The organism is Limnohabitans sp. Rim28 (assembly GCF_000293865.2).
Classification (GTDB): domain Bacteria; phylum Pseudomonadota; class Gammaproteobacteria; order Burkholderiales; family Burkholderiaceae_C; genus Limnohabitans_A.
The window spans coordinates 82,340-106,836 of the sequence record NZ_ALKN02000004.1 but is presented as its reverse complement, the minus strand read 5'-3'; the positions used below and the strand labels follow the sequence as shown (position 1 = coordinate 106,836).

19 protein-coding genes and 1 pseudogene are annotated in these 24,497 nt (G+C 59.2%); 8 read left to right on the top strand and 12 right to left on the bottom strand.

Annotated elements, in window-relative coordinates:
* Nucleotides 1-11: 11 nt before the first annotated feature.
* From B472_RS06185 to glnE, 4 genes are all read right to left on the bottom strand, one after another.
* Nucleotides 12-713 (bottom strand): SDR family oxidoreductase, encoded by a 702-nt coding sequence (locus B472_RS06185; protein ID WP_019426149.1) that lies wholly within the window; start codon nt 711-713, stop codon nt 12-14.
* The gene (locus B472_RS06180) at nt 710-3,817 is read right to left on the bottom strand and encodes an efflux RND transporter permease subunit (RefSeq protein ID WP_026039393.1); all 3,108 of its coding nucleotides are present in this window, start codon (nt 3,815-3,817) and stop codon (nt 710-712) included. Before B472_RS06180 ends, B472_RS06185 begins: the two co-directional genes overlap by 4 nt.
* A 9-nt stretch (nt 3,818-3,826) precedes the next feature.
* Nucleotides 3,827-4,879: an efflux RND transporter periplasmic adaptor subunit gene (locus B472_RS06175; RefSeq protein WP_019426147.1), complete on the bottom strand. Its 1,053-nt coding sequence runs from the start codon at nt 4,877-4,879 to the stop codon at nt 3,827-3,829.
* Between the two features lie 145 nt (nt 4,880-5,024).
* Nucleotides 5,025-7,793, bottom strand: a complete 2,769-nt coding sequence (gene glnE / locus B472_RS06170; RefSeq protein ID WP_019426146.1) for a bifunctional [glutamate--ammonia ligase]-adenylyl-L-tyrosine phosphorylase/[glutamate--ammonia-ligase] adenylyltransferase — start codon at nt 7,791-7,793, stop codon at nt 5,025-5,027.
* 25 nt (nt 7,794-7,818) lie between these two features.
* Between glnE and B472_RS06165 the strand changes: the two genes are divergently transcribed.
* Genes B472_RS06165 through B472_RS06150 form a run of 4 tightly spaced genes read left to right on the top strand, consistent with a single transcriptional unit; the run spans nt 7,819 to nt 15,183 of the window.
* Entirely contained in the window at nt 7,819-11,910 is a 4,092-nt protein-coding gene (locus B472_RS06165; protein WP_019426145.1) for a YhdP family protein, read from the top strand.
* Nucleotides 11,907-13,994, top strand: coding sequence for a sensor histidine kinase (locus tag B472_RS06160; RefSeq protein WP_019426144.1), 2,088 nt, complete (start codon nt 11,907-11,909; stop codon nt 13,992-13,994). The genes B472_RS06165 and B472_RS06160 overlap by 4 nt, the downstream gene beginning before the upstream one ends.
* Nucleotides 13,991-14,656 (top strand): response regulator transcription factor, encoded by a 666-nt coding sequence (locus B472_RS06155; RefSeq protein WP_019426143.1) that lies wholly within the window; start codon nt 13,991-13,993, stop codon nt 14,654-14,656. The genes B472_RS06160 and B472_RS06155 overlap by 4 nt, the downstream gene beginning before the upstream one ends.
* A complete protein-coding gene (locus B472_RS06150; protein WP_238147392.1) occupies nt 14,653-15,183 on the top strand; it encodes a C40 family peptidase in 531 nt (176 codons plus the stop codon). Before B472_RS06155 ends, B472_RS06150 begins: the two co-directional genes overlap by 4 nt.
* 37 nt (nt 15,184-15,220) lie before the next feature.
* Here the strand turns inward: B472_RS06150 and B472_RS17215 are convergent, their stop codons facing one another.
* Nucleotides 15,221-15,370: a hypothetical protein gene (locus B472_RS17215; RefSeq protein ID WP_019426141.1), complete on the bottom strand. Its 150-nt coding sequence runs from the start codon at nt 15,368-15,370 to the stop codon at nt 15,221-15,223.
* On the opposite strand from B472_RS17215, the gene B472_RS06145 reads away from it, so the two are divergent.
* Nucleotides 15,369-16,550 carry an MltA domain-containing protein gene (locus B472_RS06145; protein WP_019426140.1) on the top strand — a complete coding sequence of 394 codons (1,182 nt, stop codon included), beginning with the start codon at nt 15,369-15,371 and terminating at the stop codon, nt 16,548-16,550. The genes B472_RS17215 and B472_RS06145 overlap by 2 nt on opposite strands.
* Before the next feature lie 33 nt (nt 16,551-16,583).
* Complete coding sequence (locus B472_RS06140; protein WP_019426139.1) at nt 16,584-16,856, top strand: YkgJ family cysteine cluster protein; 273 nt, start codon at nt 16,584-16,586, stop codon at nt 16,854-16,856.
* Nucleotides 16,857-16,958: 102 nt separating this feature from the next.
* Here B472_RS06140 and B472_RS06135 read toward each other — a convergent pair whose 3' ends face one another.
* The 5 genes and pseudogenes from B472_RS06135 to B472_RS06115 all read right to left on the bottom strand — a co-directional run bounded on the left by B472_RS06135 (nt 16,959) and on the right by B472_RS06115 (nt 20,108).
* Nucleotides 16,959-17,234: a hypothetical protein gene (locus B472_RS06135; RefSeq protein ID WP_133176075.1), complete on the bottom strand. Its 276-nt coding sequence runs from the start codon at nt 17,232-17,234 to the stop codon at nt 16,959-16,961.
* A 128-nt stretch (nt 17,235-17,362) separates the two neighbouring features.
* Entirely contained in the window at nt 17,363-17,782 is a 420-nt protein-coding gene (locus tag B472_RS06130) for a hypothetical protein (protein WP_019426137.1), read from the bottom strand.
* Nucleotides 17,783-17,833: 51 nt separating this feature from the next.
* Nucleotides 17,834-18,144: pseudogene (locus tag B472_RS06125) on the bottom strand (cupin domain-containing protein).
* Nucleotides 18,145-18,248: 104 nt separating this feature from the next.
* Nucleotides 18,249-19,238, bottom strand: coding sequence for a hypothetical protein (locus tag B472_RS06120; RefSeq protein ID WP_026039389.1), 990 nt, complete (start codon nt 19,236-19,238; stop codon nt 18,249-18,251).
* 132 nt (nt 19,239-19,370) lie between these two features.
* Complete coding sequence (locus tag B472_RS06115) at nt 19,371-20,108, bottom strand: hypothetical protein (protein WP_019426135.1); 738 nt, start codon at nt 20,106-20,108, stop codon at nt 19,371-19,373.
* Between the two features lie 293 nt (nt 20,109-20,401).
* Here B472_RS06115 and B472_RS06110 point away from each other — a divergent pair, with 293 nt between their 5' ends.
* Both B472_RS06110 and B472_RS06105 read left to right on the top strand, forming a co-directional pair.
* Entirely contained in the window at nt 20,402-21,187 is a 786-nt protein-coding gene (locus B472_RS06110; RefSeq protein ID WP_019426134.1) for a class II aldolase/adducin family protein, read from the top strand.
* Nucleotides 21,188-21,230: 43 nt separating this feature from the next.
* Nucleotides 21,231-22,355: an alkene reductase gene (locus B472_RS06105; protein WP_026039387.1), complete on the top strand. Its 1,125-nt coding sequence runs from the start codon at nt 21,231-21,233 to the stop codon at nt 22,353-22,355.
* Between the two features lie 31 nt (nt 22,356-22,386).
* Here B472_RS06105 and B472_RS06100 read toward each other — a convergent pair whose 3' ends face one another.
* Together B472_RS06100 and B472_RS06095 are read right to left on the bottom strand one after the other, a co-directional pair.
* Nucleotides 22,387-23,781 (bottom strand): sensor histidine kinase, encoded by a 1,395-nt coding sequence (locus B472_RS06100; protein WP_019426132.1) that lies wholly within the window; start codon nt 23,779-23,781, stop codon nt 22,387-22,389.
* Nucleotides 23,778-24,470 (bottom strand): response regulator transcription factor, encoded by a 693-nt coding sequence (locus B472_RS06095; RefSeq protein ID WP_026039386.1) that lies wholly within the window; start codon nt 24,468-24,470, stop codon nt 23,778-23,780. Before B472_RS06095 ends, B472_RS06100 begins: the two co-directional genes overlap by 4 nt.
* Nucleotides 24,471-24,497 lie beyond the last annotated feature (27 nt).

Genomic DNA, 24,497 nt, shown 5'->3' with positions numbered 1-24,497 from the left:
CCAGGCCACGTTCAAAGCGAACGCATCAGGCCGCCGTCGATGCGAAGGCTTTGGCCCGTGATGTAGGCCGCCCCCTCTGACGCCAAAAACGCAATGGTGGCCGCCACTTCTTCGCTCGTGCCATAACGCTGCATGGGCACACTTTGGCGGCGCTGTTCCTGAGCGGGCAGGCTGTCGATCCAACCGGGCAGCACGTTGTTCATGCGCACGTTGTGCACGGCATGCTCGTCGGCAAACAGTTTGGTGAAGGCGGCCAAGCCCGCACGGGCCACGGCCGAAGTCGGGAACATCGAACTGGGCTCGACCACCCAGGCGGTGGAGATGTTGACGATGGACCCCGCCTTTTGCTGAACCATGATGGGCGCCACCAGACGCACAGCGCGCACCACGTTCATGAAATACATGTCCATGCCCAAATGCCACTGCGCATCGGTCAAGTCCAGTAACGGACCCTTGGGGCCGTGGCCTGCGCTGTTGACCAACACATCGATCCGGCCCCAACGCGCCATGGTTTGATCGACCAGCTTTTGCAGGTCTTCGGGCGATTGGTTGGAGCCGGTCAGGCCAATGCCGTCCAACTCGCGTCCCAGCGCCTCGCCCTTGCCGGACGAGGACAACACCGCCACATGAAAACCGTCTTGCGCCAGCTTGCGCGCTGCGGCCGCACCCATGCCACTGCCGCCCCCCACCACCATGGCCACTTTGTTGCTCATGCTTTGCTCCTTGTTTGTGTGAATTTTCGAACCATCCGGCCAGACCACTGGCCCAAATCATCCAGGTAAGTGAACACCACCGGGATCACCAGCAAGCTCAGGACCGTGCTGGTGAGCAGGCCACCGATCACGGCAATCGCCATGGGCGAGCGAAAGCTGCCATCGGCCGCACCCCAGCCCACGGCAATCGGCAGCATGCCCGCACCCATGGCGATGGTGGTCATGACGATGGGGCGTGCGCGCTTGTGGCAGGCGTCTAGCAGCGCATCCCAACGGCTCATGGCCGGCACAGCAGGGCGGTCGCCCTCGGCGGGCTTGCCACGCCGCGCTTCAATCGCGTACTCCACCAGCAAGATCGAGTTTTTGGTGGCGATGCCCATGAGCATGATCAGGCCAATGAGGGAGGGCATGGAAAAACTCTTGTCCGCGATCAAGAGCCCTACAAACGCGCCCCCCAGCGACAGCGGCAATGCCGCCAAAATCGTGATCGGGTGCAAGAAGCCTTTGAAGAGCAACACAAGCACGATGTAGATGCACAACACGCCGATCATCATGGCCAGGCCAAAGCTGGCGAACAGTTCGCCCATGACTTCGGCGTCGCCCACCTCCACGATCTTCACCCCCGGCGGCAGGCTTTGCAAGGCCGGCAGTTTTTGTACCGCCTGCGTCACGTCACCCAAGGGCATGCCCGACAGCTCAATCTCGAAGTTGATGTTGCGCTGGCGGTCATAGCGGTCGATCACGGCCGGGCCGCCGGCCACCTCAAGGCTGGCCACTTGGCTCAACATGACGGGGCCACGGCTGCCAGGCACCATCAAGCGCTCCAGCGTGGCCAGGTCTTGCCGTGAAGCATCGCCTAACCTGACCACGATGGGCACTTGGCGCTCGGACAAATTGAGTTTGGGCAGCGCTTGGTCATAGTCGCCCAAGGTGGCGACGCGCAAAGTGTCGCTGATGGCGGCGCTGGTCACGCCCAAGTCGGCGGCCTTGGCAAAGTCAGGGCGCACCGCGACCTCGGGCCGCACCAAACTGGCCGTAGAGGCAATGGAGCCCAGGCCTTGGATGGTGCGCAGGTCACGCTCGACCGCCATGGCGGCGGTTTGCAGGGCCTGCGGATCTTCGCCGGTGAGCACCAACACGTATTTCTCACCCGAGCCGCCCAGGCCCACCTTGGTGCGCACCCCGGGCAGTTGTTGCAAGACGGTGCGGATGTCGTTTTCAATCGCTTGCTTGCGCGGACGGGTCCCGCGCTCGGTCAGTTGGATGGTGAGGGTCGCCTTGCGCACTTCGGCAGCGCCGCCAGCGGCAAACGGGTCAGCGCCTGCACTGCCGCCACCAATCGTCGTGTAGACGCTGGTCACGTTGTCCACCGTCATGAGCAAGTTGCGCGCATGCTCGGCGCTGGCCTGGGTCTGCGCCAGGCTGGCGCCCGGAGGCAACTCCACATAGACCTGGGTTTGAGAGTTGTCGTCAGGTGGAATAAAGCCCTTGGGCAACAAAGGCACCAGCATGATGGAGCCGACGAAAAACAAGGTGGCCAAAACCATGGTGACCCAGCGGTGGCGCATGCACCAAGTGGCCCAGACCATGTAGCGTTTGAGCCAACCGGGCTCGTGCGCCGCCGTGACGATGGGCTTCAAGATGTAAGCCGCCATCATGGGCGTGAGCACCCGCGCCACCACCAAGGAAGCAAACACGGCCAGCGATGCCGTCCAGCCAAACTGCTTGAAGAACTTGCCCGGGATGCCGCTCATGAAAGCCGTGGGCAAGAACACGGCGATCAAGGTGAAGGTGGTGGCGATCACCGCCAAACCGATTTCGTCGGCCGCTTCCATGGCCGCCTGGTAGGGCGACTTGCCCATGCGCAAATGGCGCACGATGTTCTCCACCTCGACGATCGCGTCATCCACCAGCACCCCGATCACCAGGGACAGCGCCAACAATGTCACCACGTTGATGGAAAAGCCCAGATACGCCATGCCAATGAAGGCCGGGATGACCGAAAGCGGCAGCGCTACGGCTGAAACAAAAGTCGCCCGCCAGTCGCGCAAAAACAGCCAAACCACCAGCACCGCCAAAATCGCGCCCTCGTAGAGCAAGACCAAAGAGCCTTGGTATTCCTCTTCCACCGGGGTCACGAAGTCAAAGGCTTCGGTGATCTCGATGTCAGGGTTTTGCAGTCGGTAATCGGCCAAAGCCTGGCGCACCAAACGCCCAACGGCCACTTCGCTCTCGCCCTTGCTGCGCACCACTTCAAAACCCACCACGGCTTGACCGTTCAGGTTGGCGGCAGAACGGGGATTGGCCAGCGTGTCACGCACTGTGGCCACTTGGTCCAAACGGATATGGCCGCCGCGCGATGTGGCCAGCTCAATCTGGCCAAGCTCTTGCGCCGTCTTCACGGTGGCCAAGGTACGAACAGGCTGCTCACCCACGCCCAGATCCATGCGCCCGCCAGAACCCTCTTGCTGCACTTGCTTGAGCTGACGCGAGACCTCGGCCGCGGTGATGCCCAGCGCCTGCAAACGGTTCACATCCAAGGCCACCTGCACTTCGCGCGTCACACCGCCCACACGGTTGACGGCACCCACACCACGCAAGGACAAAAGCTTGCGGGTGATGTCTTTGTCAACCAGCCAGGACAAGGCCTCGTCATCCATCCGCGCCGAGCGCACGGTGTAGGCCAGCACCGGGGTGCCCGCCAGGTTGAGTTTTTTGACCACCGGGTCGCGCAGGTCACCCGGCAAATCGGCCCGCACGCCCTGAATGGCCGAGCGCACATCGTCCACCGCTTCTTGGCTGGGCTTTTCCATGCGGAACTCGGCGGTGATCGACACCACGCCGTCTTGCACCTTGGTGGTGATGTGCTTCAAACCCTGCAGCGGCGCCAACGCGTTTTCGAGTTTGCGCGCCACATCGGTTTCGAGCTGCGAAGGCGCAACACCCGGCAAACTGGCGGTCACCGTGATGGTGGGCACATCCAGGTCTGGAAAGTTTTGCACTTTCATCGATCCGAAAGCGATGAAGCCAGCCACCGTCAGCAGCACAAAGAGCATGACGGCCGGAATCGGATTGCGGATCGACCAGGAAGAGACGTTGAGCATGACGTCCCTTTATTGGCTGGCGGGCTGGGTGGCAGATGCTGCCTCGACCACGCGCACCGTGTCGCCGTGGTTCAAGAAAGCGCCACCACTGGCCACAACACGGGCATCTGCTTTGAGACCACCCATCACCTCGACACGGTCTGCACTTTGGCGTCCGATTTGCACCTTGAGTTGACTCACCTTTTGATCGGCCCCAACGGTGTAGACATAACTGAACCCATCTCGCACCACCACGGCAGTTTGGGGCACGGTCAGGGCCTGATTTTGGCCCAGCACAATCTCGCCTTGGGCGTACATGCCGGCGCGGGCACTCCCGGTTTGTGCTGGCAAATCGACATACACCAGCGCATTGCGGGTTTGCGCGTCCACCGAAGGCGCGATCATGCGCACCTTGCCTTGCAGCGCCTGACCGCTGGCGGCCTTGATGTGAACGGGCGCGCCGACCTGAATGCGACCGATCTCCGCAGCGGTGACCTCAGCCCGCCACTCGATGCGACCCTGGCGAATCAGCCGAAACAACTCCACGCCCGCGCCCACCACGCTGCCCACCGTGGCCTGGCGGGCCGAGATGACGCCCGCATCGGGTGCCAGCACTTGGGTTTGCGACAAACGCACGCCTTGCAACTGCACCATGGCACGCGCCGATTGCATGCGGGCCACCGAGGCAGCTTCCGCGGACAAGGCTTGGCTCAGCTGCGCACTGCTGATAAATCCTTGTTGTTGCAAACTGCGGGCTCGCTCGGCTTGGGCTTTGGCCTCCTGGCTGCTGGCCGTGGCTTCGGCCAAAGCCGCTTCAGCCTGCGCGAATTCAGCGCGCAATGTGTCGGCCTGCAAAACAGCGAGGACATCGCCGCGCTGTACGCGGTCGCCCACGTTCACACGCACTTCGGTGATCTTCAGGCCGTTGGCCTCGGCGCCAACAATGGCCTCTTGCCAAGCCGCCAAGTTGCCGTTGGCTGTGATTTTTTGGGGCATATTGCCCATTTGTGGCGTCACCACCACGACGCTCAAAGAGGGCTTTGCCAACGCCTGAGGTCGCGCGTCTTGGGCAAGCCCTGCCAACGGCCATCCCCCCGCCAAAGCACCCACTACGACCCAAATTCCAACATCGTTTCTCGTCATGACTCTTCTCTTGATGGCCAACCTGGCGCCTGGCGCTCAAGGCTTCAAGGGTTGGCATTTAAAAACCCAGGCAAAGTTCAGGCGTTCATTCCATCACAGTTCGCCACAAGGTCAATACCGCCTCGCGCTGCTCAGCCAAGGTGGCCATGGGCACATCGGTGGGCTCTTCGTTCAAACGGGCACGGTGCTGAACACGGCGCAGTTCACGGTAAGCGTTGGCGGCCGCTTCACCAACGCCCGAAGGCAACAAGCCAGCCTGTTCAGCCCTTTGCAGCAATGCGATATTGCCCACGTTGTCCGCCAACTCAGGATGCTGTTTGGTGTGCAACAAAACCAGATATTGCACGGCAAATTCGGCATCGACCATGGCGCCAGGGCTGTGCTTGACATCAAATCGGTCCGCCTTGACCGGATGGCCTTGGTGAACGCGTTCACGCATGGCCACGATTTCTGCTTTCAAACTGAGGGCATCTCGCGGTGAGCCGATCACCGAATGGCGTACTTGGTCAAACTGGGCCGACAAACTGGGCAAGCCCATGACAAAGCGAGCACGGGTCATGGCTTGGTGCTCCCAAGTCCATGCGGTGTTGCTGCCACGTTGTTGCTGGTAATCGGCATAGGCCTGAAACTGCGTGACCAACATGCCTGCACTGCCATTGGGGCGCAGGGCGGTATCGATCTCATACAGATCACCCTCACCGGTTTTGACGGTCATCCAATTGATGAGCTTTCGCACATAGTTGGCATAGATTTCCTGAGCCCGCTCATCGGTGTCTTCGTACACAAACACAATGTCCAAATCGCTGCCATAGCCCAGCTCCTTGCCCCCCAACTTGCCATAACCAATGATGGCAATTGCGGGCGTTTCGCGGTGACGATTTTTCAGCCGATCCCAACACCAGCGGGCGGTCACGCGCAACACCGCATCGGCCAAGGCGCTCAGGTCATCGGCCACTTGCTCCACCGTGAGCACCCCCTCCACATCGCGTGCCAAGGTGCGAAACTGCTCGGCATGATGCGCGCGCCTCAACAGGTTCAGCAAGCTTTCTTCGTCGTCCTCGCCTGTGCGTTGCAAGGCGATCAAACGCGCTTGCAACTCGCTCTCAAACTCTTGGGCATCAAAACGGCTGCTGAAAAGATTGCCCCCGGCCAATTCGTCGATCACGCCAGGGTGTTGCAAGAGATAACGGGCTGGCCATTTGGCCGCACCCAACAGGCGCAGCAACCGCTCATGCACCGATGGACGCTCAAGCATCAGCGCCAGATAGCTTTCTCGGCGCAACAAGGGCTCAATCCACTCCAGCATGCGCAAAACGGCATCTTCGGTCACGCGTCCGACATCCAGCCATTGCGCCGTGCGCTGCAACAAACGCACAAGGCGTCCACGGGCATCATCGCGCAAGGCTTGCACCCGTGCGTTGTCCACCCACAAAGCCAAACGGGCGCGCACTGAACCGCTGAAATCGGTCAGTACCGCATCCAAGTCGGCGTGCTCTCGGGCACTTTTCCCGGTTTTGCCGTTGCAACCCTTGCAATCTCGGTCACCACCCAACAGGGTGTCAAACTCTTGCGCGACCACCTCACGGTGGGCGTCCAGTTCTGACAAAAATGTACACGTGCTGTCATGGCCCAGCGTTTGCGCGATCCAGGCCAGGTCGTCGTCTCGGGTCGGCAAAACATGGGTTTGCTGGTCATCCAGGTACTGAATTCGGTGCTCGACTTGGCGCAAAAACACGTACGCTGCACTCAAGGCCTCGGCGGTGGCCTGTGGCATGAGGCCCGCCTTGGCCACGCGCTGCAAAGCATCCAAAGTTGGCCGTGTGCGCAACTCGGGGAACTGCCCACCACGCACCACCTGCAAAAGCTGCACGGTGAACTCGATCTCACGGATACCGCCACGCGACAGCTTCACATCGTTCGCACGTTCCGGGTGACCGGCGCTGCGCTTGGCTGCGTGGTCGCGAATTTGCTGGTGCAAGGTCCGCAAGGACTCAAACACGTTGTAGTCAAGGTAACGGCGGAACACAAAGGGCAAAACCACCGCCCGCAGTGCTTGGGCAGAACCATTGCGTGCTGCGCTGCGCGGGGCCACCACACGGCTTTTCATCCAAGCAAAACGCTCCCACTCGCGCCCCTGCACCAGCAAATACTCCTCCAGTGCGTCCAAAGACACCACACTGGGTCCAGAATTGCCGTTGGGGCGCAGTGCCAAATCGACCCGGAACACAAAGCCGTGCTCCGTGGTGTCGCCAATCAGGGCATACATGCGCTTAACGGCACGGGTGAAATACTCCTGGCAGGAGACCTTGTTGCGACCTTCGCTATTGCCAAGGGTCTGACCGTCTTCGTCATACACATAAATCAGGTCAATGTCGCTGGAGACGTTGAGTTCGCGTGCCCCCAACTTGCCCATGCCAATGATCCACATCTCTGCGCGCTGACCACCGTCCTTGGTGGGCGCACCGTGCAAGGCATCCAAGTCGGCAGAAACTTGCTGCCATGCCATGTCCAAGGTCACTTCGGCCAACCAGGTCATGCTGCGGGTCACGCTGTCTAAGGACGCCTGCCGCGCGCAATCGAGATGGGCCAAACGCTCCAGTGTGAGTTGGCGCAAAACCCGAAGCGCGGCGTTGGTGTCGAATCCTTTGCGCACCAAGGCCTCAAAGCATGCCTTCAGGGTCTCCCGGGTCGGAGCACCCGGCTCAAGCAGCGGCAAAACATCGGCATAACGACGGTGCAAACGCTGGACAAAGCGGGAATACTGGTGCGCATCGGTCAGGGTCAGCGGCGAAGCGCCATGACCCAACGGGGCCACAGCGGGGACACTGACATCCATCGATTGGCTGCGGGTCATAATTCCTGCTGACTTTCTAATTCGTATGTTTGTGCCGCAACCACCCGCTTTGTCCTCCATCGAACCCCGTCTTCAGCGCTGGCTGACCAGACTGGTTCGACTGTTTTTGTGGAGCTTGCTGGTCACAGGTCTGGTGCTGGGCATGACCTGGGCTGGCTTGCATTTTTGGATTGTGCCGCGAATCGACGAATTCCGCCCCGCCATGGAACGCCTTGCCCGTCAATCTCTGGGTATACCGGTTCGGATCGGCGCCGTGACTGCGCAAAGCACCGGTTGGGTGCCCTCTTTTGAGATGCGCGACATCGAATTGCTGGACAGCGAAAACCGTCCTGCATTGCTTTTGCCCAAAGTCATCGTGGCGCTGAGTCTGCGCTCAGCACTGCTTTTAAAACTGGACCAACTGGTGATGGATGCCCCCGAATTGGACGTTCGGCGAACGGCTGATGGGCTTTGGCAGTTGGGTGGCATCACTTTAGGACGAACCGGGGAGATTGATTCTGCCGCGGCAGACTGGCTCTTTTCTCAACGCGAGCTTGTGGTGCGGGCAGGCGTATTGCGCTGGCATGCGGGTGATCTCACAGACCACAACAGCGCCCCTGCCGTTTTGAAGGACATGGATCTGGTCATCCGCAACTCGTCACGAACGCACAGTTTGCGCTTGGATGCGACGCCGCCGGCCGCCTGGGGGGAGCGTTTTGTCCTGATGGGTCAATTCAAGCGAAAGGTTTTGTCGACACATGCCAGCCGATTTGCCGATTGGTCAGGACAAACGTATGCGTTTTTCCCAAAGATCGATTTGGCCCCCATACGTTCAGCCATCGAAGCTGATTGGACCGGCGACTTGGGTCAATTGCAGGGCCAGGGGACTTTGCGGTTTTGGGCGGACCTGGACAAAGGGCTGTGGCAAAGTGCGATGGCCGACGTCAGCCTGGTGGGACTGCAAGCGCGACTCAGTGCACAGGGTTTGCCCTTGGCTTTTGAGCGCTTGTCTGGGCGCTTAGGCGTTCAGGTTCACAAAGAGGGGTTTTTCGCCCACACACAAGGCCTGTCCTTCGTCAACGACGAAGGCCTGCAATGGCCGGGTGGCAATGTCTCGCTGGACTACACCGCGGCTCAGGGTCCACGTCCGGCCAGAGGTCTTTTGCAGGCCGATCAACTGGACTTGCACGCGCTGCGTGAACTGGCCCTGCGTCTGCCACAGGCCTCCGCCATTCACCCGGCTTTTCAAGCGCGCGATCTGTCGGGCTTGGTCTCACAGCTTCACCTGCGATGGCAAGGTCAATGGCCGCAACCCGAGACCTACGAAGCCAAAGCCAGCATTCAAGCGCTACGCTGGCAACCCGATGCACAGGGCTTGGCCACCTCGCCCACCTCGTCCACCTCGCTATGGGCCAAATGGCCTGGGGTTCGCGGCGCCGATGTGAACTTGGATGTGCGCCACGATGGCGGACAAGTGGATGTGCGCATGGGCCAGAACAGCGCGATCTGGCTGCCGGGTGTTCTGTCACCGGCTGAGGTGCCCCTGCAAAACCTTCAGGCCAGTGCACGCTGGACACGCTTGTCGCGTCCAGAGGGCAACGCTTGGGAGGTGCCGTCATGGACGCTGAAGATGACCAATGCCGACCTGCAAGGCGAATGGCGCGGCCAGTGGACCAGCTCGCCCGATGGGCCTGGCGCATTGACGCTGGACGGCAAAATTGACAAGCTGAATGCCGCCGCCGCCCACCGCTATTTGCCAGTCGGACTGCCCGCCTCGGTTCGGGACTACCTGCGCGACGCCTTGCTCAATGGCACTTATGCCGACGTCAACGTCAAAGTCAAAGGCGACTTGGCCAAGCTCCCGTTCAAAGACCCCAAAGACGGCGAATTCCGTTTTTCAGGACGCATCAAAGACGTGTCCTTGGACATGGTGCCCCCCGCCTTGCTGCCCCCTGGCGGCGCCCCGTGGCCACGCCTCGTCAACTTGCAAGGCCGACTCCAATTTGACCGTGCGGGCATGCGTTTGAGCGAAGCCAGCGCCCAAGCCGGCGAGGGGGGGCAAGCCGTCATGCTGACCGCGCCGCTGGTGGAAATCGCCGACATGACCCAGCAAGCTTTGCTGCAGGTGCGCGCCGAAAGCACCAGCAGCGCGCCCCAAGTCTTGAGACTGATTCAACAGTCGGCGCTCAACGCCTTGCTGTCTGAGGCGCTGGCCGAAGCCCAGGTGCGCGGGGACATGCAAACCCGGTTTGAGCTGCGCTTGCCTTTGCTGAGCCTGAAAGAAACCCAGGTGAAAGGCAACGTGTTGTTCAAGGGCGTCGATTTGCGCATGCAGGCCGAAACCCCTTGGCTGGAAAACATGCAAGGCCAATTGCAGTTCCAAGAAACAGGCTTTGATCTGCGCCAATTGCAAGCCCAGCTTTGGGGTGGGCCTGTGTCACTGGAGGGCGGCATGCGCCCGTCCAGCAGCAACCCCGCTTCGTCAGCACGCATCGAGTTTCAGGCCCGTGGCCGTGTGAGTGCAGAGGGGATGAGAACAGCCAAAGAGTTCTACCCACTGGACTGGCTGGCGCAACATGCGCAAGGCAGCGCCAACTACACCGCGCAGCTGGCGTGGCGGGACGGAAAGCCTGATTTGTCCGTCAACAGCAACTTGGAGGGCATGGCGGTTCATCTGCCTGCGCCGCTGGGCAAATCTGCGGCCGGCACCCGGCCGCTGAACATCGTTTTGCGTTCACAGCAGGAAAAGTCCGGTCCACATGACCACATCCAGGTGACTTTGGCCGACACAGTGCGTGTGGCCTATCTGCGCAATTTATCGGGCAAAGTGCCTCAGGTGGTGCGCGGTGTTTGGGGTGTTGGCATCCCTGCCCAGCAAATGCCAGCATGGCCGGATTCGGGCGTCTCGGCCCAAGTGGTGCTTGACCAACTGGACGTGGACGAATGGCTGGCTCTGATGCCTGAAACCACCAGCTTGCCCGCCAATGCACCCAGCGGCAAGTCGCCCAGCTCAGCGCCGGCTTGGCAAAGCTACCTGCCCAACCGCATGGGCCTCAAAGCCAACACGCTGACGGTGAACGACCGCAGCTTGCACAGGGTGACCGCGGGCGGCACCCGCGATGGCGCGCAATGGCGTGCCAACATCGAAGCCCAAGAGGTATCCGGCCACATCGGTTTCCTGCAGTCGTACACCGGCCAAGCGGGTCAGCTCTTTGCCCGCTTGAGTCGCTTGAACCTGCCACCCGCAGAGGTCGCCAAAGTCGAAGCGTTGCTGGAAGCACCACCCACCAAGCTGCCTGCTTTAGACGTCGTGATTGACGCGCTGGAGCTGCGGGGCATTCCACTCGGCCGCGTAGAAATTGAGGCGGTCAACCAAGAGTCCAGCCCCAGCCGCCAGCAGGCTGGACAAGAATGGCAGCTGAAAAAGTTCAACGTGCTGTTGCCCGAAGCGCAGCTGAAAAGTACCGGTCGTTGGTTGGCCACCCCAGACGCCAATGCACGGCGCAAAACCGAAATGAATTTTGTTCTGGACATTCAAGACGCCGGCGCCTTGCTCACGCGCTTGGGCACGCCCAATGCCTTGAGGGGTGGCGTGGGCCAACTGGCGGGCACGGTCAGTTGGCAGGGCTCCCCTTTGGCGCTGGAGTACCCCAGCATGAATGGTCAATTCGAAGTCCGCATGGGGCGCGGACAGTTTCTCAAGGCCGATGCAGGCGCCGCCAAATTACTGGGTGTTCTGAGCCTTCAGGCATTGCCCCGACGCTTGTTGTTGGATTTCAGGGACGTATTTTCCGAGGGTTTTGCTTTTGACGCTGTCCGTGGCGATGTGGGCATCACCCAAGGCACGGCTCACACGCGCAACTTGCAGATCAAAGGCGTCAACGCCTTGGTCTTACTGGACGGTCAAGCCAACATCGCGCAAGAAACTCAAAAGCTGCGCGCCCAAATTTTGCCGATGGTTGACACCAACACCACCTCGTTGCTGGCGGGCCTTGCATTGAACCCCGCTGTGGGGCTGACCGCCTTTGTGGCCCAATGGCTTTTGAAGAACCCCTTGTCTCGGGCTTCAAGTCAAGAGTTCATCATCGACGGGAGCTGGGGCAATCCCCGCGTCACCCGGATAGACAACCGCCCATGACAACCACCACACAGCCTGACTTGGCGGATTCTCCTCTGCGGCGAATCACCTCTTGGTGGCACGCCTTTGAAGAAGCCTTGCCCGGAGGGCGCGGCCGACGCACACTGTGGTTGGCCTTGATCGCTTTGGTGATGGGGGTTTTGATCACTTTGGTCTGGTTGGCCGGACGTTACGAAGCCAGTCAACTGCAAGCCGAACTGGAAGGCGACACGACGGAAGCTGTGAGTGATTTGCGGCGACAACTGACGCGCCAAACCCAAAGCCTGCAAGGCTTGCAATCCAATACGCCCCTTGAAACGTTCTGGAACACCGAAGCCCAAGCGCTTTTGCGTGAGCACCGGGAGTGGCTTCGGATTGAAGCACGCGACCCCGAGCTGAACCTGAAAAACCAGGTGGACTCCCCCCTGCACAAACCGATCTTTAAACGTGTCTCGCGCACAGATTCGCTCAATGAAACCGTGCAAGCGTGTGCCAAAGCACGTCGTATCAATGGTCCCAGTTATTCCAGCTCCTACTTTTTGCCGCAAAACGATGGCATCGGTTTTGAAGTCATGGAAATGTGTTTGCCCGCGACACAAGATGGTGTGTTGGTCGGCTTCACCATCGTGACCTATGGCTTGCAAGGCCTGCTCAATGAGCTCTTGGGTGACAGCTTTGGCCGCCGCAACGAAATCTCGTTCACCGAGCCGGATGGCACCCGTCTGGCCATTGCGGGCAGCCAAAGTCGAGGTCTGCGGGTCTTCACTTCACAACAATTGGTGAACCTGCCTGGCAACACCTTGGTGCTGCGCATGGACGGGCGACGTGGCGAGGCCAGTATTTTTCCGAATGTCTTGACCGCCTTGGTCACCGCCATGTCCATCGCCTTGCTGACGGTGATGGTGCTGTTGGTCAAAGACTCCAGGCGGCGCTTGAAGGCGGAGAGGGACTTGGCAGAGGCCTTGGCTTTTCGCAAAGCCATGGAGGACTCGCTGGTGACCGGCCTTCGGGCGCGCGACCTGGAAGGGCGCATCACTTACGTGAACCCGGCCTTTTGCCAAATGGTGGGGTTTGAGGCCGAGGCACTGACGGGGCGCAATGCACCCATGCCGTACTGGCCCCCCGAAATGGTGGACGAATACAAGCAGCGCCAAGCCATTCGTTTGGCCGGCAACGTGCCGCCACGCGAAGGTTTTGAGTCGGTGTTCATGCGCCAGGATGGCACGCATTTTCCGGTGCTGATCATCGAGGCACCTTTGATCAGCGTACAAGGCGAACAAACCGGTTGGATGGGCGCCGTGATTGACATCAGCGAGCAGCGTCGCATCGAAGAGGTCTCTCGCGCCAGCCAAGAGCGCCTTCAGGCCACCGCCCGCTTGGCCACGGTCGGCGAAATGGCCTCTTTGCTCAGCCACGAACTGAACCAACCCTTGGCCGCCATCGCCAGCTATGCCAATGGCTCTTTGAATCTGCTGCAAAACCCATCGGCCGTGCCGCAAACCCTGGACGATGTGCACATGGCACTGCGCCGCATCGCCGAACAAGCCGACCGGGCTGGTCGGGTCATCAACAGCGTGCACGATTTTGTTCGCCGTCGCGATCAAGACCGCGAAGCCTTAGCGCCAAAAATGTTGTTTGACGCTGTGGCCCCCTTGGTTCAACTGCAAGCCCGCAAACTGCGTGTCACCGTCCATACCCACATCGATCCTCAGTTGCCTGAAGTGATGTGCGATCGCACCATGGTTGAACAGGTTTTGTTGAACCTGGCACGCAACGGCATGCAAGCCATGGACAAGCCCGATTGCTCAGACCGAAGGCTGTTGCTCAAAGCGCGCCGAGCAGCCTCCAACGCCGAACAAGCCTGGGTCGAATTTTCAGTGACCGATGTGGGCGAAGGCATCAGCGAAACCGTCGCCAGCCAATTGTTCACCCCCTTCTTCACCACCAAAGCCGAAGGCATGGGCTTGGGTTTGAGCCTGTGCCGGACCGTGGTGGAGCAGCACGGTGGCCATTTGGAGTTTGAAGCGCTGGCGCCCAAAGGGACTGTTTTCCGTTTCACCTTGCCCGTCAAGGCCGCCTTGCTTTTGGATAAGATCCCCGCATGAATTTCACCGACACGCCCACCGTTTTCATTGTGGATGACGACGCGAGCGTGCGTGAAGGCATGGCATGGCTGCTGCGCACCCGCCGCTTGCTGAGCGAGTCCTTTGAAAGCGCAGAGTCCTTTCTCAACATGCTGCAAAGCAACTTTCAAGACACCGGCAATGGTCCATCCTCTGGACAACACTGGCCTCGCCAAGCGGCCTGTGTTTTGTTGGATGTGCGCATGCCCGGCATGAGTGGATTGGCCTTGTTTGAGCAGCTTCTGAGCAGTGGCATGGCCCAAGCATGGCCTGTGATTTTTTTGACGGGTCATGCCGATGTGCCCACCGCTGTCGACAGCGTCAAACGCGGCGCTTTTGACTTTTGCGAAAAGCCGTTTTCAGACAACGCTTTGGTCGACCGGATCGAACAAGCGCTGCATTTGTCACAAGAGCGTTTAACGGCCCGAAAAGAACAGCAACGCCTGCAATCGCGCTTGCTGGAATTGACCGAGCGTGAACGGGATGTGATGCACCTGGTGGTCGAAGGCCTGCCCAACAAACTCATTGCCGACCAACTCGACATCAGCGTGCGCACCGTAGAAGTCCACCGCGCCCGCGTGTTTGACAAGATGGAGGTCAAATCAGCGGTTGAGCTGGCCAATTTGATGCGGAGCCTGTCGTGAAAAGGGCGCGCGCCTCAGACCCCTTGACGCTTCGCCGGCACCTGATAACTGGCTTGGGGCTGACTTGGCTGAGCCTGATCACCGCTTGCTCGACAGCACCGGTTTCGCGGCCTGCCGAGCCTGCAGCTCAAACCCCTGCGCCCTACAACAAGGTGCGCAACGACTTGGCCTTGTTTGCTTTGTCTTTGCTGGACACCCCCTACAAATGGGGCGGTCGCGGCCCGGCCACTGGCTTTGATTGCTCAGGCTTGGTGGCACACATTTACCGTAAAGGCGGCGGCATCGCCGTCAAAGGCACTTCGGCCGAGCTGGGCCGCAAATCAAGGCCGATTGATCGATCAGCCCTTTTGCCGGGCGATTTGGTTTTTTTCAACACCTTGGGCGCGCGCCATTCACATGTCGGTGTGTATGTGGGTGGCGGGCGATTTGTGCACGCCAGCAACCCGCGCACAGGCGTTCGCGTAGACCACCTCAGCAGCCGATACTATGCGCAGCGCTTTGAAGGCGCGCACAGCTTGCTGGAGTGAGCTTGCGCCCTGTCTGAAGCCTTGACGGCTTGCGTCTTTAAGGCTTCGGCCCTTTGGGTGGTGGCGTTTTGGCCTCTTTTTCAGCCTCAGGCAATTCACCTTTGTTGCGGCCGGAAAACATGGTCCACCAGACAATACCCACCAAAATCACCAAGGCCAGCAAAGCTTCCAACAAAATCAGACCCATGCAAGCACCCCGTTATTTGTCCCGCCGCCCGCCATGGTTCGGCTTGTTTGTGGCCGCGATTGTAGGCACCCTGAGCGCTTGCTCTGTGGCCCCTGTGCTGCATGCCCCTGAACCTGCAAGTCCATCGGTTCAAGCACCCGCCCCCGCTGAGATCCCCCGCACTTTGCCCGAGCCCACTTTGCCCGCGCCCATCCTGCGCGAACAAAGCCGCTGGGTCCCTGTTCAATGGTCGGAGTTGCCTGGCCTGAACACCGATGCCATCCACGAAGCCTGGCCCGCCTGGCTGCAAAGCTGCCAACGACCCGGCCCCACTTGGAAAGCCCTGTGCCCCGAGATCGCCCAACTGGCCAACGCCCCGATCGAGCAGCAACGCCGATGGATGCGCGAAAACCTGCAGCCCTACCGCGTGGAGTCGCATGAACAACGTGCTGCGGGTTTGCTGACGGGCTATTACGAGCCCGCCTTGGTCGGTTCGCGCCAAGCGCAAGGCCACTTCAAAGTGCCCTTGTATGCGGTGCCCAGCCAATTGGGCCAACGCAAGCCTTGGTACACGCGCCAAGAGATCGACACCTTGCCCGCCGCCCGCGCCGCTCTGCGCGGCAAAGAGTTGCTGTATTTGGCCAACCCGGTGGATGCGATGGTCCTGCACATCCAAGGCTCCGGCTTGGTGAATGTGACGGAACCCGATGGCCGCCAGCGCTGGGTGCGCATGGCCTACGCCGCCACCAACGACCAGCCCTACATCAGCATTGGCCGCTGGTTGCTCGACCGCAAACTCATCACCGACGCCAGCTGGCCCGGCATCAAAGCCTGGATCGACCGCAACCCATCACGGGTCAACGAGCTGCTGTGGCAAAACCCGCGTGTGGTGTTCTTCCGCGAAGAAGCGCTGCCCGTGGGCACCACGCCGCCAGGCCCCAAAGGCGCACAAGGCGTGCCGCTCACGGCCGAGCGCTCGATTGCGGTGGACCGCCGCAGCATTCCCTACGGCACCCCGGTGTGGGTGAAATCCACCGGGCCCCAAACCAATCTGGACAGGCTGGTGCTGGCCCAAGACACCGGCACCGCCATCGTGGGTGCGGTACGGGCCGACTATTACGCGGGCTCTGGCCCAGCAGCGGGTGAATTGGCGGGGCGCCTCAAGCAACCCCTGCAAATGTGGGCCCTGTGGCCACGCTGAGCCGGATGCTTTGGACCGAATGTCTTTGACCGGATGACTTTGACCTGCCGCCCCGGCTGCGCCGCCTGCTGCACCGCACCGTCCATCTCCTCGCCCATCCCCGGCATGCCCCAAGGCAAACCCGCGGGCGTGCCCTGCGTGCAACTGGACGAACAGCTGCGCTGCAAGATTTTTGGGCAACCCGAACGGCCTGCGGTGTGCGGGCAACTGCAAGCTTCGGTGGAGATGTGTGGGGCTGTGGAAGATGGCGGCGTGCATGCCCGGGCTTGGCTGATGCGGCTGGAGGAGTTGACGCGGCCGGGGTGATTGCTCGTCGATGATCTCAATCACTGATTGACGCCAAGAAACCGTGCGATTCCCTCTTCAATCTTCACAACAAGCGACCCATCCACCCCTTCAATCACTTTTTTATTTTTGGCATAGCGCGATAAGTTTGGCGGTATCAAAGGTTTCGTTGGGGTCAAGTCCATTCATCAGGCTTGTGTCGAGTTCGCTCACTTCCTCTGGGTTGGCACGGTCAAACGCCTCTGCCTGGAGGGCGCGTTCGTGCATGTACTCATCCACATTCGGGAGGTTATCCTCAAGCAGCTTGCAAACAAACGCGCTTCGCTGACCGACAGGGATCGCGTTGCGAAAACGCCGTGCAAGCCCTATGGGGAGGTGGATAAGAACTTGAGTGGTCATGATGGCGAGCATTAAAAATTGATATCGATATTATTTTTTTATGGGCATAAACAACGTCAAGTTTCAATTTTTGACGTTCCCCATGGCAAACCTGCGGGTGTGCCTTGCGTGCAACCTTACGAACAACATCACAGGGAAACGCCAGCCGAATAAACCAGGATGAATGCCCCCACCAAGGAACCAAGGGCACCCACCATATTCCCCAGATAAACAAGCCGTGCCAGGCCCTTGGCCCCAGTGGCAAGGCCCCTGTCTTTGGTGATGGCGGCGAGTGGCGTGGCCACGCAAAAAGCATATGACGAAACAATGAGACACAGCGAGACTGCCCAAGCCAAAGGTTCAGTCTTTGCCACCATCGGGAGCACGGCGGCCACTGAAAAAATGAGTGCGGCACCAAGAGACAAACTTTGATGCGCCACACGCCAGGAGTGGATGACCTGGTCTGACGCATTGGCCTTGATGGCGCGCGCATATGGCGCACCCAGCAGCAAAGCGAAAAGCAAAACAATGGTTCCGTGGAAGGCGAGGTGCTGTGCGGCTTGGTTCATTTTGTGTCTGCGAAGGTATCTTGTTAGAAGGGCTAATGCTGGTGTGAACGGTTAGACGCTGCCCTCTGACTCAATCACGAGAATGCGTGCAGGTCCAAGCGGATGAGCGACATGCTCGGTGCCAACCGATGCGAAAAAATGTCGCCGACTTTGAGCGTGACGGATTCCTCTGTGCCATCCACTCGGTAATGCATGCGCACCTCCCCATCAAGAACTACAAACACCTCTTCGCCGTCATTGGTGTGCCATTTGTACGGTAGGTCGGTCCAGTGCAAGCGGGTCGTGATGCCGCCCATATTGGTATTATCCAAGGCACCCCATGGGCGCGAAGCTGTGAAATCACGTGATCGAATGACTTGCATGCGTGCTTCTCGTCGCGGCTAAATTTTGATTTAAAAGGGCATTGACGGCAGGGTGCCAAACCGGTTTTGATGGCCTGCCTTTGATACTCACCATCAGCGAGGAGTTAAGCAACACCAAGAAACGCTGGCTTGGTTTTAGGTTCAAGGTTAAAGATATATTCCACTACCCCCTCGCGTCGTGCGCGATCCACCGTTGCGCCAAAGTCCGTCATACCTGGTACCGGCGAACTTCGAGTTTTCACCTCTCGCCAATTGAGCGGCTTATCGCCTGATGAGTACCAGTTAAGCAGCCTAACTAAGGCCATGTGCGCAAACTTCCTCTCGTCGTCTTGAACCGTGAAACGAAAGTGCATATGAGAAGATGTGTGCTCCTGATCCTCTTCAAGATCACTGATAAAAAAGAGTGTTTGCACATCCGATGAGAGGTCTCGGCGCTCCTTACCGTGGCCGTCGATGTTCAACGCGTCGTCGATAACCGTATTCCACTCCTCATGCACTTCTGAACCGTTACGAACTGAAGAGAGCAATTTCTCTTTATGCATGCGTAAGTGCAACCCGCCACCCTTGAAAAGGGTGTATAAAAAGTCGCCAGCTAGGATTCCAAGCAAGTTTTCCGACATTGCTTTGCTAAAGCAAATGTTGTAATTAAATTCTGCCAACTCCATCTGAGCTATGTCAAACAGCGACCAGACATCGTGAAACTTCCAAGCGACTAGCATTGGAAGACCTTGAAGACTGGCGTAAGCCTTGAGTTGTGCGTAGTACTCAGGCTTGAAAGAGAGTTTATTCTCTCTGGAAGACTTGACTTCAATCAGAGTGGGAATCAGGCGACCGTCTCGCGTGAAGGTTGCAAAGAGGTCGGGCACCCGATAAGTCGCCCTGGACGATGGCGGCGACTGTGTTTGATCTAACTTGTGAACAAGAACACAATGGCCTAACCACGAACAAACAACCGCAAATTCGTCCTCGCGGGGCAGACCGATGTGCAAGCGGTTTACGCGCGAAGCAAGAAGTTCCGCGTTACAGTTCCAGTCTAGCTGCGAAAGCGCCTCATGAAGGAGATAAGGTAGATCGGGCGGCGGATCAACTGGCATAGTACGTTGTTGTTTGGTCTAACGTGCAAGTTAGCCTTGGCAGTGAAGAATGGCGAAGTTTGGACAGAATGAAATGGAAATTTAACAACGGCATACACCACCGCTTCCGGCTGAACATATGGTTAGTTCCACTCAAAGAATATCGGAGAGGGCTTCCCATCCTTTGTGTACTAGCTGGACAAGCTTCTCACCCTTCAGAGCAACGTCAGTTGCTTTGCTGAGCGTTGCCCAGGCAGAGGAAAGTTTACTGAAAGCCGAAGACGACTTAAATGGCGCAAGTTCATCCTTAACCTCAAAAATCTCACCCATAGCTGCTCTACGGGCATCGCGAAGAGCCTTAGCACCCACGATCAAGTATTCCGATAGTGCCCTATCAATCAGCTCGATATGGTGCTGTATCAACTGCCGCAGTCGCAATGGTGTTTCTGCATCGTCAACTGTTGCTCTTAGCTCTTCAACTTTCTGTCGGATATCTTCGAGCTCATCAGTCGATATCTGACTCTCCTCATCAGACAGAATCTCTGCGCAAAAGGTAAGCGCTGTTAGTACATCCGGCGTCAGGTTTTGCTTAACTTGAATCCAACTAGCGGTCAGCATCAACGGGGAAATCGCTTGCTCGATGCGTGCGAATGCATTTTCGTAAGTTCTCTTTGAAAAGTGAGCCTCCGCCAGTCCAGCAGCCACCAAATCAAGTTCGCGGTGCATTGCATGCACTAATTCAGCAACCCGCACCGCTCTTCGATTTGGATCGTCGTCCATCACGCCCAGCAAGTTTGCCCAAGCCTCCACCGCTTGAATATGTTCTTGCTGTGTAAATGCTTTCTCCAGAATACACAAAAGTCGCGTTGCAGCGTTTAGTTTATTGGCCATAAAAGTGTAGTTTTGTGGGCTCAGCTTAGATGCTGTGTGGATCCGTCGAGATATAAAAGCCGAGGTCAGCGACTGCCTGCCCGCCCGCCTTTCTACGCATGACTTTAACTCAAAATTTATTACTTAATTGTGCATTTTTTCATGTTAATGGTCGTCCAAACGATAGCGTTGCCGTCTTCCCCAGAGCGCACTTGGCCCCATCCAGCCGATCGCTCTCCAGTCACCAACACGTCAACCAACCCCACCAGCAGCCGCTAAGCTGAACACCTTTTGCTGACCTGCGGAGCACGGACATGGCGTTTGAGATTCCTTCTTTGAAAGACAGCGTTCACCCCGACGAATGGCAGATCCGGCTGGACTTGGCCGCGTGTTACCGGCTGGTGGCGCTCTATGGCTGGAGCGACTTGGTGTTCACCCACATCACCGCCAAATTGCCGCACTCGGTGGCGGGCGATGCGCACCAGTTTTTGATCAACCCCTATGGGCTGATGTTTGACGAGATCACCGCGTCCAGCCTGGTGAAGGTGGACATGCAGTGCAACAAGCTGCACGACAGCCCCTTCCCGGTGAACCCGGCCGGCTTTGTGATCCACAGCGCGGTGCACGAGGCGCGGGCCGATGCCGGTTGCGTTTTGCACACCCACACGCGGGCGGGCGTGGCCGTCAGCGCGCAGGCGCATGGCGTGTTGCCCATCAGCCAGCAAAGCACCTTTGTGCTGGCCTCGCTGGCCTACCATGGCTACGAGGGCGTGGCGATTCACGACGAAGAAAAGCTGCGCCTGCAGGCCGACTTGGGCGATGCCAATTTCCTGATGCTGCGCAACCATGGCCTGCTGACGGTGGGCAAAACGATTGCCGACGCCTTCTTGTCGATGTACACCTTTGAGAACACCTGCCGCATCCAGGTGGACGCGCTGGCAGGGCAGTCGGGCCCGAAAGACCTGACGGCGGTGGACCCGCAAATCCTGACCGGCGTGGCCCACGCCTTGCGTGTGCAAACCGGCGGCTTGGGCGGCGCGTTTGTTTGGCCTTCGCTGCTGCGCAAACTGCAACGCGAAAGCCCGGACTACGCGCTTTGAGCGTGTGCGCCCCCGATGCTTCTGACGCCTTTGAATGGACACCATGACCTCCTTGTTTGAACCCTGCCAGGTGGGCAGCATCGCTTTGGCCTCGCGCATCGTGATGGCCCCGCTCACGCGCAACCGCGCACCCGGTGCTTTGGCCAATGCCCGCATGGCCACCTATTACCGGCAACGCGCCAACCCGGTCACGGGGGCGGGTCTCATCGTCACCGAGGCCACCGCCATCAGCCACCAAGGCCAGGGCTACGCCGACGTGCCTGGCATCTGGAGCGAAAGCCAAGTGACCGCATGGAAGCAAGTGACCGATGCGGTACACGCCGAAGGCGGCAAGATCGTGGTCCAGTTGTGGCATGTGGGCCGGGTCTCGCACACCAGCTTGCAGCCCGGTGGGGCGGCGCCTGTGGCGCCATCGGCCCTCACGGCGCAAACCAAAACCGTGCTGCTGGTGGATGGGCAGGCCCAATTTGTGCCCACGTCCGAGCCACGTGCACTCGATGCCGCCGAGCTGCCGGGCATCGTGCAGGACTACCGCCGCGCTGCGGCCAACGCCATCGCCGCCGGGTTCGACGGCGTCGAGGTGCACGCGGCCAACGGCTACCTGATCGACCAGTTTTTGCGCAGCAGCAGCAACCAGCGCAGCGACGCGTATGGCGGCGCCATCGACAACCGCGTCCGCTTTTTGCAAGAGGTGATGCAAGCCATCGTGGCCGAGATTGGTGGCCCGCGCACCGGCATCCGCCTCTCGCCCGTGACACCCGCCAACGGGGTGAGCGACGACCAACCGCAGCCTTTGTTTGAGCATGTGGCGCGCTTGCTGGCCCCGATGGCGTTGGCTTTTGTGCATGTGATTGAAGGCTCCACGGGCGCAGCGCGTGACCACCAGCAAGGCGACAAGCCCTTTGACTACGCCGCTTTGCGCCAGGCCTACACCCAGGCAGGCGGGCAGGGCGCATGGATGCTGAACAACGGCTACGACCTGGCCTTGGCTGACCAGTCACTCGCCGGCGGTGCTGACCTGATTGCCTTTGGCCGCCCTTTCATTGCCAACCCCGACTTGGGCGCACGCCTGCGCCAAGGCGGCCCCTTCAACACACCCGACCGCGCCACTTTTTACGGCGGGGGCGATGCGGGCTACACCGACTACCCGTTTTTGCCCAAAGCTTGAGGCCATCTCTGCTGGGCCAGCACGGCGCGGTTCATGGGGTTTGAAACAGCAGGCCTGCTTTCAACCCACGGCCTTCGTCGGCTGTCTCCAAAAACAATTGCGCCCCCATGATGCGGGCGTATTCAGACACAATGGCCAAGCCCAAACCGCTGCCATGTTGAAGCGCTGGCCCCTCCTCGCCCTGAACCCAGCGTTGCAGCAAGCGCTGGCGTTGAAGGGGTTCAATGCCCGGGCCGTTGTCATGCACCCAGACGCCGCATTGCCCCAGGCTGGGGTTTGAAAACAGCTCGACCGTGACGCGCCTGAGCGTACCGGCCGGCGTCAAGCCATAACGAAACGCGTTGTCGATCAGGTTGTCCATCACGCCTTCGATCAAGGCCCTTTGGGCCAAGACAGACACGGCACCGCGCTCGTCCAAGCCACTGGCGCCCAAATCGATGCCCAAAGCATCGGCGCGGTGCAGGTGCCGCATGATGCTGTCGCGGATGACCTCGTCAAGCTTGACGGGTTCTGCCATGGATTCTTGCGCCTCTTGAACCAGGGCGATGGCCAACAACTGGTTCATCAAATGGCTGGCCCGTTCTTGACTGAGTGCAATTTTTTGCAGTTGTTCACGCCAGACAGCAGGGTCTGACTGAGACAGCGCATAGTCGGTCAAGGCTTTCATGCCCGCCAAGGGCGTGCGCACTTCGTGGGCCACGTTGCCCGCAAATTCTTTTTGTGAACGAACCCCTTTTTCGATGCGCAGCAGCAATGCATTGATGGCCTCACTCAGGTTCTGCATCTCTGCCGATCTGTTGGACACGAACACGGGCTTCAGGTCACGCACGTCCCGCAGGGCGACGGCGTTTTGCAAATCGGTGAGCGGTTGCACGTCTTGCTGAATCTTTCGCCGCAACCACCAAGCCAGGCCCAGCAACAACAGCAATTGCGGCACCATGGACAAAACCAACAAACGCTGAAAAAAAGCCACTTGGCTGTAGGTGGTTTGGGCGACCACCACTTTGAAGGCTTGCGGCACCTGGCGCATCAAAACGACAGCGCGCAAGGTTTTGTTGTTGAACGCCATTTCTGTGAAGGTGAAGTTTTTCAGATCGTCCAACGGGGGCATTTGCAATCCGGCATGGCCCGCCAAAAAACGGCCGTCATTTGAAAAGACCGCAAAGTACAAACGCTCACTTTGGTCGAACAACAAGGTGCCCATTTCGTTGGCGGTCAGGCCCAGTGTCAAACCACCACTTTCAGTTTGGCGCACATGGCTTGCCACCGCATACGCATCGTCCAACAAGGCCCGATCAAACGCTTGCTGCGTGAAGAAACGTGCCACCGCAAACGCCAACAAAGTGCCGATCAACCAGGTCAAGGCCAAAGGCACGATCACGCGCCTGAGCAAACGCTGCAGCAAAGTCCGAACGGGGGGGGTCATGGCCGTTCTTCTTCCATCAAATAACCCAAGCCCCGCAATGTTCGAATGGTGGCACCCGAGTTCAAAATTTTCTTGCGCAGACGCGAGATGAAGGTCTCCAGCGCGTTGTCGACCAAGGCCTCGTCAAAGTCTGAGAGCTTGTCCGACAGTTCTTTTTTGCTCAGCGTGCGGCCCGGTGGCGACATGAGTTCTGACAACACCTCAAACTCCCGTGCTGGCAAGTTCAATGGCTGGTCATGGACCAACACCCTTCGGCCTTTGCGGTCCAGCACCAAATGGGCCAATTGGGTGGTGCTGTCTTCACCTTGACTGCGCCTGACCAAGGCACGCAGCCTGGCATCGACTTCTGCCAAGTCGAAGGGTTTTCCGAGGTAGTCGTCTGCACCGGCATCCAAACCGGCAATGCGCTCATCGGTTCGATTGCGTGCGGTCAAAACCAGCACCGGTGTTTTGTCGCCTTTGTGCCGCCTCTCTTGCAGCAAATGAAGACCATTGGCTGGAACGGCCGTTTGGCTGTCGCTGCTGGGCAAATTCAAATCCAGCAAAACAGCGTCATAACACTGCACATGCCACATGTATTTGGCGGCTGACAAATCCCCTGCCACATCCACACGGTGCCCCTTGTCCGTCAGACTTTGCTGCACAACGCTTTGCAATACCTTGTCGTCTTCAATCAAAAGAATGCGCATGTGGACTGTGTCTTTGGTCAGGTGCTG